This is a genomic window from Synechococcus sp. W55.2, assembly GCF_047461635.1.
Lineage (GTDB): Bacteria > Cyanobacteriota > Cyanobacteriia > Thermostichales > Thermostichaceae > Thermostichus.
The window spans coordinates 1-9445 of sequence record NZ_JANSHM010000089.1; the positions used below are offsets into that span (position 1 = coordinate 1).

8 protein-coding genes are annotated in these 9445 nt (G+C 61.3%); 6 read left to right on the top strand and 2 right to left on the bottom strand.

Translation table 11 applies throughout. The features are described from left to right. The first annotated feature begins 373 nt into the window (after window positions 1-373). Window positions 374-1672: an AmpG family muropeptide MFS transporter gene (locus tag NW828_RS13030; protein WP_414384303.1), complete on the top strand. Its 1299-nt coding sequence runs from the start codon at window positions 374-376 to the stop codon at window positions 1670-1672. A 132-nt stretch (window positions 1673-1804) separates the two neighbouring features. Here the strand turns inward: NW828_RS13030 and gap are convergent, their stop codons facing one another. Next, window positions 1805-2821, bottom strand: a complete 1017-nt coding sequence (gene gap / locus NW828_RS13035) for a type I glyceraldehyde-3-phosphate dehydrogenase (protein WP_414384305.1) — start codon at window positions 2819-2821, stop codon at window positions 1805-1807. Between the two features lie 186 nt (window positions 2822-3007). Here gap and surE point away from each other — a divergent pair, with 186 nt between their 5' ends. Further along, window positions 3008-3814, top strand: coding sequence for a 5'/3'-nucleotidase SurE (surE, locus tag NW828_RS13040; protein WP_414374912.1), 807 nt, complete (start codon window positions 3008-3010; stop codon window positions 3812-3814). Here the strand turns inward: surE and NW828_RS13045 are convergent. Beyond that, window positions 3737-4384, bottom strand: coding sequence for a DUF3318 domain-containing protein (locus tag NW828_RS13045; RefSeq protein ID WP_414384307.1), 648 nt, complete (start codon window positions 4382-4384; stop codon window positions 3737-3739). The two genes, surE and NW828_RS13045, sit on opposite strands and share 78 nt — an antisense overlap. A 248-nt stretch (window positions 4385-4632) precedes the next feature. On the opposite strand from NW828_RS13045, the gene NW828_RS13050 reads away from it, so the two are divergent. From NW828_RS13050 to NW828_RS13065, 4 genes are all read left to right on the top strand, one after another. Further along, window positions 4633-5439 (top strand): GvpL/GvpF family gas vesicle protein, encoded by an 807-nt coding sequence (locus tag NW828_RS13050; protein WP_414384309.1) that lies wholly within the window; start codon window positions 4633-4635, stop codon window positions 5437-5439. Window positions 5440-5643: 204 nt separating this feature from the next. Beyond that, window positions 5644-6954, top strand: a complete 1311-nt coding sequence (locus NW828_RS13055) for a homoserine dehydrogenase (RefSeq protein WP_011433040.1) — start codon at window positions 5644-5646, stop codon at window positions 6952-6954. 77 nt (window positions 6955-7031) lie between these two features. Continuing rightward, window positions 7032-8588 carry a protoporphyrinogen oxidase gene (gene hemG / locus NW828_RS13060; protein WP_414384311.1) on the top strand — a complete coding sequence of 519 codons (1557 nt, stop codon included), beginning with the start codon at window positions 7032-7034 and terminating at the stop codon, window positions 8586-8588. A gap of 53 nt (window positions 8589-8641) precedes the next feature. After that, window positions 8642-9445: DUF3326 domain-containing protein (locus tag NW828_RS13065; RefSeq protein WP_414384313.1), on the top strand; the 804-nt coding region annotated here is incomplete at its 3' end.

The following is a 9445-nucleotide window of genomic DNA, read 5'->3' on the forward strand; positions in this document are numbered from 1 at the left end:
TAGTAATCCGTACTGAACATATTATACATTATTTTCAGTATAGTTGAGCTTATTATTGACTAGAGTCATGCTCTCCCCTTGAGAGAGGGGAGCTACGCAATGGGGAGTTTCACTGGGATGTTATGGTCATTTCAGGTTAAGGTGAGACGCCTGGGCTGCTGATCGCGCCAGCGGGACGGAGTCCTTGAAAAGCCCTATAGCCTGCTGCACTCAGAGTTTTAGGTGTGGGTGCAGTGCCCTAGTTTAATTGAAATGACCATACTGGCAATACAGGGATCCCTGAAAATAGACAGGATGGCGGGGAGGGCTAGTCATGATTGAGGCGGGGGCAAGCGTCTTGAGGCGGATGTTGGGCGTCTACGGCAGCTCTAAGATGGGCGTTCTGCTGCTGTTGGGGTTTTCTTCGGGTTTGCCGCTGCTGCTGATCAACACCACCTTGAATGCTTGGCTGACCCAAGCGGGCTTGACCACCATTGCCATCGGCTTGTTTAACCTGCTCAATTTGCCCTACTCCTTTAAGTTCTTGTGGTCGCCTGTTCTGGATCGATTTCTGTTGCCGGCACCGGGATCCCTGCGGGGCAGTCGGCGGCGGGGGTGGATGGCCCTGACCCAGGTGCTGTTGCTGCTCAGCATAGGGCTACTGGGTTTTCAGGATCCGACCCAAACCTGGCTGGAAGCCTTGGGATGGGAAGAGCTGTCCCAGACTTGGCCGGGCATCACAGTTTTCACCCGCCCGATCTTTCTGGTGGGGTTGCTGGTGGCTTTTTTGAGCGCCTCTCAGGACATCGCGGTGGACGCTTACCGTACCGATATCTTGGCGGAGCGGGAGATGGGGGCAGGGGTAGCCATTTTCGTATTCGGCTACCGCATCGCGCTGTTGGTCAGCAGTGGCGTGAGCTTGATCTTGGCGGACTATTTGCCCTGGTGGCAGGTGTACGGGATCATGGCGCTGCTGATGTTGATCGGGTTGATTACCTCGTTTTTGGCCCCTGAGCCGGAAGACAGCGCCCTCAAGCCTACCTCTTTGCGGTCGGCCATCATCGAGCCGTTTCAATCTTTTTGGCGGCACCGCTTGGCCTGGGCGATCCTGCTGTTTGTGGTCTGCTTCAAGTTGCCGGATAGCTTGGCAGGGCAAATGACCCCCACATTTTTGTTGCAGACGGGGTTTAGCACCAGCGATCTGGGCATTATCCGCAGTTGGATAGGCTTGTTGGCCACCTTGGCTGGGGCTTTTGTGGGGGGGGAGTGGGTCAGCCGCATCGGCACCTACCGCTGTCTGTTCATTTTCGCAGCCTTGCAAGGGATCGGCAATTTGGGCCTGGGAGCGATTGGGTTGGTGGGGCAAAACTATCCGCTGCTGGTGGGGGCAACCGTTTTCGACAACATGGCTGGGGGCATGGGCACGGCTGCTTTTCTGGCTTTTTTGATGAGCCTTTGCGATCGGCAATTTAGTGCCACCCAGTATGCTTTGCTCACCAGTGTATTTGCCGTGGGGGGAACCTTGGCCGGGGCTGTGTCAGGCTATTTGGCGGCTGCGGTCAATTGGCCTTTGTTTTATTTGATTACAGCGATGACAGCTGCTCCGGCAATGGTGATCCTACTGTGGCTTGGCCCCCCTTCATCGACTGCAGCCCTGGCCACGGCTGCAAAAGGGGAAGCCTCTGAACCGTAGCTGCCCCTCCAGCCGTCTGTGTCTACCGTTGGCCTTTCCACCCCATGGTGGCGAATGAGCAGCCCGTTATCTCTGCCCTGCTTTCTTCGCTGCTGACGGTAGCCTTGCCTTGAACGCAACGGGGATGGTTGCCTACAGCGCAGCCCCGATTTTGGCCGCCAGATCCACCAGCCGCGCGGCATAGCCGTACTCGTTGTCGTACCAGGAGAGTACCTTTACTGTGCGATCCCCTAAGGTCAGGGTGGATCCCAAATCCACAATGGAAGAGTGGGGATCCCCGACGATATCCGCCGAGACGATCTCCGGTGGAGCAATGGCCAGGATGCCGCGCAGCGGGCCTTCTGCAGCCTCGATAAAGGCTTGGTTGACGGCTTCTTTGGTGATGGGCTGCTCGGTACGCACCACAAAGTCCACAATCGAGCCGGTCAAGGTGGGCACCCGCAGCGCCAGGCCATCCATCTTCCCTCTCAGGGCGGGCAAAACCTCGGCCACTGCCGTGGCGGCCCCGGTGGTGGAAGGCACAATCGACACTGCTGCTGAGCGGCCCCGCCGATAATCTTTGGGATCCGGGCGATCCACAATTGCCTGAGTGGCGGTATAGGCATGGCAAGTGGTGAGAAAGCCGGTCTCGATGCCGAAGCGATCCAACAAGACCTTAGCCAGCGGCGCCAAGCAATTGGTGGTGCAGGAAGCATTGGAGACGATGTGATGCCGCTCCGGGTCGTATTGGTCGTCGTTGACCCCCATCACCACCGTCAAGTCGGGGCCTTTGGCGGGAGCAGAGATGATCACCTTTTTGGCCCCGGCTTCCAGGTGTTTGGCCGCCCCCTCTCGTTTGGTGAACAAGCCGGTCGATTCCACCACCAGGTCAACCCCCAGATCTTTCCAGGGCAGTTGCGCCGGATCCCGCTCTGCCAAAACCCGGACTTTCAGGTGGTTGCCGATTTGCAGATGCCCGTCCACCGCGCTCACGGTTTGGGGCAGGCGCCCATAGGCCGAGTCGAACTGGAGCAGATAGGCCAAGTTGTCGGGTTCGGTCAGGTCATTGACTGCTACCACCTCCAGCTCCCGAGCTGGCTGAGACAGCAGCACCCGCAAGAAGGCCCGCCCAATGCGACCAAATCCGTTGATGGCTACCCGTGTGGTCATCGCAATCCTCCAGTGTCAGTTCATACCGTGGGTCGAGGGACGCGGCATGGGAGACGCTACCCCCTATGGATAGGGTAGAAGAAGAACGGGATCCACATCGCCTTTGCACCCAAGATCTCCAGATTTGCCACTGGGACTTGCAAAAGAACTCACCCAAGAAGTTGCCGGCAGAAGGGAAAAGTAGGAATGAAGGTATTGCTGACCAACGATGACGGCATCGAGGCTGCCGGGCTGGCCAATCTCAAGTTGGCCCTCAGCGCCCTCATCCCGGAAGAACACTGTTGGATTGTGGCCCCCCACCAACCGATTTCCGGCTGCAGCCACCAGGTGACGACGGGGCGACCTTTTCGAGCCTTGGCCCGCGGCGAGCGCACCTTTGCCGTCGAGGGATCCCCTGCCGACTGTGTGCGGGTGGCCCTATTCAAGCTGGCCCCAGCGGTGGATTGGGTGCTTTCCGGTATCAACGAGGGGGGAAATCTTGGATCGGATGTGTATCTGTCGGGAACGGTGGCGGCGGTACGGGAAGCAGCGATGCGCGGGATCCCGGGAATTGCCATTTCCCAATACCGAGCAGGGGGCCAACCCATCGACTGGGAGCAAGCCCAGCGGTGGACGCGGGAAATCTTGGCGGAGCTGATGGAACAACCCCTGCCCAGGGGGGCGTTTTGGAATGTGAACCTGCCTCACTTGCCCGCCGGATCCCCTCTGCCGGAGCGGGTCTATTGTCCCCTCTGCACCCAACCCCTGCCGCTCGATTATGCGGTGGAAGCCGAGGGAAATGGGGCAGAGTCGCTGTGGTTTCGCTATCAGGGCCGCTATGCGGAGCGCGCTCGGGATCCCCAAACCGATACCGACATCTGCTTCTCCGGTCGGGTGGCCATCACCCAAGTGCAACTGGCCAAGGACTCCGTCCCGCTAACGCGACCAGGCGTTTCCGCTGGGGGGGGTAGAAGCCAGGTTGCGGGCAATGGTTCTCAGCCGTTGCAGCCGTAGCGCCGTCAGGATAGATGCTTCGCCGCTGTCGCGAACGGTGGGATCCAGCTTCAGAACCTGTTCTATGGCATCTGCCAGGTGTTGAGCGGCCTCCTGTCGGGTGTAGCCGCGGAACTGGGCACGGCGCAGGGCAAATTCATCGGCGTCGAAATGGGCGCTCTCCCGGTTCAGGTTTTGCCAGATCTGCCGGACGGAGAGAGCTGTAATGCCACCTGCCAACAGAGCGGAAAAGGGGTGCTGCAAAGAGAGCTCCGCCACGGTGGTGATGCCCCCGAACAAGGCCAGCGACTGGTAAAACCCCGGCTGCAGCCAGTTGCGATTGTCCAGCCAGCCCACCTCCCGCAGAAACAACAGATCCCGCTGCGGCTGAGGGATCCCTTGCCAACGGCGAAAATCGATGGCGATGGTGCCCTGGGGCTGCCAAGGGGCTTTGCGGCGGGAGATGAGCAGGGCTTCGCCCCCGAAGTGGGGAACAATGGTGATCAAGGGTCGGAAAGAAGCGGGGAGCAGATCCCGCAACCGTTCGGTTTCTTCTTTTTCGAAGGGTTGGAAATCTGGGCGGCTGGTCATGGCCTCACCTGTTGGGGGGGTTGGGGTGGGGAGCCTGCCTAAAAACAGGCCCTGTTCCGGCCCCAGACACCCCAGCCTGTGCAGAACCGATGCGAGGTTAGTCTATCGCATCTCCAGGCTGGCCGTGGAACTCTGGCCGTGGAACTCTATAGGTGGAACCCTGTAGGTTTCAAAGATCCCAATCCTAGGTTGCGTAGACTGGGAAGGCGAGCCTACCCGTCTTACCTACTCGTCTTAAATCCGAGACCATGACCTTCCCAGCTCAGCCAGAACCCCAAGTGCTCCGTACTGCTGACGGGAATGAGCAGAGTATCAACAGCCCCCTTTACACCTACGCCTTCTTCCCGCAGCCAGCTCCAGAACTTTTGCCCTTCATCCGGCAAACCGAGGGGATCCATCGGTCGGTGCAGGTGTTCTCCCCGGCAGGCAGCCGAATTGCCGCTGCTGTGGAGCCGATGCCGGATCCGGAGTCGCTGCAAGTCTCGGATGAGGTGTTGGTGCGCTCTGCCCTGCGCCACGATCAGGTGATCTGCCGGCTGTTCGCCCAGATGCCGGTGCTGCCCCTGCGCTTCGGCACCTGCTTCCTCTCAGCAGAAAAGCTGGGATCCCATCTGCTGTCCCGGCAGACAGAGTACGAACAAGCCCTGGCAGCCATTGGGGGGCGGGCCGAGTACTGTCTCAAAGGAAGGGTTCGACCTCAGCCCCAACCGGAGCCACAGTCCTCCCTGAGCGGGACGGCCTATCTGTTGGCCCGCAAGCAAGCTTATCTCCAGCAACGACAAGCCCAAGAGCAGCAAGAGCAGGAGCAGCAAGCCCTACAGCAGCTTTGGCCTTCCACCTGGCCTGTGCAAAGGGGGGATCCCCAGCCAGGAGAAGCCTTGCGGCTCTACTTTTTGCTCACCCCTGCCGAGTGGGAAGCCGCCCTTCAGCTCACCCAAACCTGGCTGGCTCAGCACCCCCATTGGCAACTGGATTGGAGCGCCCCTTTGCCCCCCTATCACTTTGTCCGTGCCTTGCGGGATTCTCTGGCGGACAAGTGTATAGATCCCAACTAAGGACGCCGTCCCGCTAGCGCGAACAAAGTGCTCTGCATGCGGATCATGGTCGCGTTAGCAGAGCGTGGATCCAAGCGTGATAATGGTGAGGGGATCCCGTCCGCTTCCTGTTTGCATTGGCGAGGCGGAGCCCTCACAGGGCAAAGGACTCCGTCCCGCTAACGGGAACAGCAGGCAAAAGGAAGAGTTGTGGTCTAAAGCGCTATGCGCCGCTACCGCGAACGAGTTGGGCTATTGGGGCTGGGCACGGTTGGCACGGGTGTTGTGCAAATTCTGCAGCAACCCCGGCATCCTCTCTTGCAGTCGGTTGAGATTGCGGCGGTGGGGGTGCGCTCTTTGGACAAGCCACGGCAAGTGCGGATCCCGCCTGAGCGCCTGACCACCAATCTGGAGCAAATCGTGTCGGATCCGGAAATCGACGTGGTCATCGAGCTGATGGGGGGCTTGGAGCCGGCCCGCACCTTGATCTTAAAAGCCCTTGACCACGGCAAACCGGTGATCACAGCCAACAAAGCGGTGATCGCCCGCCACGGGGAGGAGATCTTTCAGGCGGCAGCCCAAGCCAAAGTCTCGGTGCTCTTGGAAGCGGCAGTCGGGGGCGGGATCCCGATTCTGCAGCCCTTGCAACAGTCCCTGCAGGCCAGCCACATCCAGGCGGTCTGGGGCATTGTGAACGGCACCACCAACTTCATCCTCAGCCAGATGACCCAGGCGGCCAGCTCGTTTGAGGAAGCCCTGGCCCTGGCCCAGGCCCACGGCTATGCCGAAGCGGATCCCAGCGCCGATGTGGAAGGGTGGGATGCCGCCGACAAGATCGCCATTTTGGCCAGCCTTGCTTTCGGGGTGTCTGTGAAGCGGGAAGCCATCCCCTGCGAAGGGATCCGCGGCATCAGCCCCACCGACATTCGCTATGCCCGCGAGTGGGGCTACACCTTCAAGCTCTTGGCCATCGCCCAAAGGGCCAACTCTGGCGGGGAGGCAGCGAAGATGGCTTTGGATATCCGGGTTCACCCCACCCTTCTGCCCTCTACCCACCCCTTGGCCAACATCAACGGTGTGGACAATGCCGTCCTGGTGCAGGGGGATCCTTTGGGGCAGGTGGTGCTGTCGGGGCCGGGGGCGGGGCGGGGGCCGACTGCCAGTGCCGTTGTTGGCGATCTGCTGACCCTGATTGCCCACCGGCAAACGGGGGCTGATGCCCCCAATCCGCTGTGGGGATTCTCCTGCTTCCCCGCTGCCGCCTCTTTGATCCCTCTCTCGGAATTGGAGTCGGAGTTTTACGTGCGGGTGTTGGCTCAGGATCAGCCGGGGGTAATGGGGGCGATTGGCACCTGCTTCGGTCGCCACCGGGTTAGCCTGGAGAGCATTACCCAAAAGGAATGTCACCAAGAGCAGGCGGAGATTGTGATTCTCACCCACACCGTCCGGGAGGCCGACTGCCGGCAGGCGCTGGCCGAGATCCAACAACTGCCCCAGGTAGCCGGGATCCCCAGCCTATTTCGGGTGCTGCGCTAGCTGCGTAGACCCGCGAGCGGCGCAGAGCACATTTGTTTGACCCTTAGAGGATCGGAAAACCCGTTGGAACCCAAAAGATGAACCCTTCTGTTCGCGTTCGCGATAGCGGTGCGGAGCACTTTGGTAGGACGCAGTCCTTGCAGGCTGAGGTGGTGGTGGTGGGGGCGGGCATCAGCGGCCTAACGTTGGCCTTGCGATTACAACAGGGCTTATCCCCCAAGGATGAATCCACCCAGCCGCTGCTCCTGGCCGAGGCCAGCTCCCGCGTGGGGGGCTGTATCTCCACCCAATCCAAAGACAGCTATCGCTGGGAAGAGGGCCCCAACAGCTTTACCCCCGTCCCCGCCCTGCTTAACCTCATTGCCGAGGTGGGCTTGGCGGAGCACCTGGTGCTGGCCGATGCCAAGCTGCCCCGCTACGTTTACTGGGAGAAAGCGCTGCTGCCGGTGCCCCTGAGCCCTTCTGCAGCCATTGGCTCGCGGCTGTTGAGCGTGGGCGGCAAGTTGCGGGCCTTGCGCGGCTTGTTGGGGTTTGTTGCGCCGCCGCCAGGCGGAGAGGAAACGGTGCGGCAATTCTTCCGGCGGCAGCTGGGATCCGAGGTGGTAGAGCGGCTGGTCGAACCTTTCACCTCAGGGGTGTATGCCGGGGATCCGGATCAGCTCAGCGCCTTGGCAGCCTTCCCCCGCATTGCCGGCTTGGAAGAACGCTACGGCAGCCTCTTTGCCGGTGCTGTGCAGGCTTTGCGCAGCCGTTATCGCTACGCGACGCTCCCGCGAACCCGTCACCAGGACAGCGGCAACTCCCCTATCCAACCTCCTCCCAAGCGGGGCCAACTGGGTAACCTGCGGCAGGGGTTGCAGCAGCTACCTGAGGCGATTGCCCAGAAACTGGGCAGTGCGCTGCGGCTGGGCTGGCGGGCTGTGCATCTCAAGCGGGATGAGACGGGCTACCGGGTGGGCTTCGTCATACACGACAGCGGTGCAGAGCACACGGCCCCAGAAGAAATCCACTGGGTGGCGGCTCAACAGGTGGTGCTCACCCTCCCTGCCTACGCTGCTGCCACCCTCCTGCAGGATCTCAACCCCCAGGCCAGCCGGCTGCTGAGGGAAATCCCCTACCCGCCTGTGGCGGTGGTGGCTTTGGCCTATCCAGAAGAAGCCCTCCCCCAACCGCTGCGAGGGTTTGGCCATCTGATCCCTCGCTCTCAGGGCCTGCGCACCCTGGGCACCATCTGGGCCTCCTCCCTCTTCCCAGAGCGGGCTCCTCAGGGCTATCACTGCCTGATCAGCTTCATCGGGGGAGCTACCGATGCGGCTTTTGCCCGCCAGAAAGGGATCCCGCCCATTACGGCGCTCTCCCCTGACGAGCGGGCCCAAATTGTGCATGCAGAACTCAGCCAGATCCTGCTCACCCGCCCTGTCGAACCCATCCGCCTGGGAGAGCGCCTGTGGCCCCAGGCTATCCCGCAATATACGCTTGGCCACCGGCAGCGGATTGCCCAATTGCAGGCCAGCCTGGCCGACCAAACCCCAGGGGTGTGGGTGTGTGCCAACTACCTGGATGGCGTGGCCTTGGGAGATTGTGTGCGGCGGGCCGAGGCCCTAGCCCAGCAGATCCTGTCCGTCCGGCGTTAGCGGTGCGGTTCCCGTTCGCGTGTAGCAGCATAGAGTGCTGTAGACATAGCAGCATGAGCCATCCCTACACCAGCCTCCTGCTCATCCCCACCGGCATTGGTGCCCGCATCGGTGGTTTTGCCGGGGATGCCCTGCCTGTTGCCCGCACCCTGGCAGCAGCCGCAGAGCGGGTCATTACCCATCCCAACGTGTTAAACGGAGCCAGTTTGTTTTGGCCGATGGGGAACGTGTTGTACGTGGAAGGGTACGGCCTGGATCAGTTCTGTGCGGGGGTGTGGAATTTGCGGCCAGTGCGCCAAAACTGTGTTGGGGTGGTGCTGGATGCCGGGATCCCCCCCGATCTGCAACAACGCCACCTGCAGGTGATGCAGGCTGCTCAGGCCACCTTGGGGCTCAACATTGGCCCCTGGCGCTTGACCCGCCAACCCTTGGGCGTTTCCGTCGGCTTCTCCCCCTCAGGAGCCAGCCAGGGATCCCTGGCCCAGCCTGATGCTCTCTTGGAGACTGCCCAGGAGCTGGTTCGCCTGGGGGCAGAGGCCATTGCCGTGGTGGCCCGCTTTCCGGATGACTTGGACTTCAGCCAGTACGAGCAGGGAAGGGGGGTGGATCCCCTGGCCGGCGTCGAAGCCCTGATCAGCCACCTGGTGGTGCGGGAGTTGCGGATCCCTTGTGCCCATGCCCCCGCTTTCCACCCTGAGACTTTCCCCAAGCCGGTTCACCCCCGCGCTGCTGCCGAAGAGGTGGGGTTTACCTTCTTGCCTTCGGTTTTGGTGGGCCTCAGCTACGCTCCCCAGTTCGTCAAGAGCGGGGATCCCGCCCAACCGGGCGACCTGACAGCAGAGCAGGTGGACAGCGTC

Coding starts and splice junctions, on each gene's coding strand:
- NW828_RS13030 (WP_414384303.1), top strand. CDS start 374: ATGGGCGTTCTGCTGCTGTTGGGGTTTTCTTCGGGTTTGCCGCTGCTG.
- gap (WP_414384305.1), bottom strand. CDS start 2,821: ATGACCACACGGGTAGCCATCAACGGATTTGGTCGCATTGGGCGGGCC.
- surE (WP_414374912.1), top strand. CDS start 3,008: ATGAAGGTATTGCTGACCAACGATGACGGCATCGAGGCTGCCGGGCTG.
- NW828_RS13045 (WP_414384307.1), bottom strand. CDS start 4,384: ATGACCAGCCGCCCAGATTTCCAACCCTTCGAAAAAGAAGAAACCGAA.
- NW828_RS13050 (WP_414384309.1), top strand. CDS start 4,633: ATGACCTTCCCAGCTCAGCCAGAACCCCAAGTGCTCCGTACTGCTGAC.
- NW828_RS13055 (WP_011433040.1), top strand. CDS start 5,644: ATGCGCCGCTACCGCGAACGAGTTGGGCTATTGGGGCTGGGCACGGTT.
- hemG (WP_414384311.1), top strand. CDS start 7,032: ATGAACCCTTCTGTTCGCGTTCGCGATAGCGGTGCGGAGCACTTTGGT.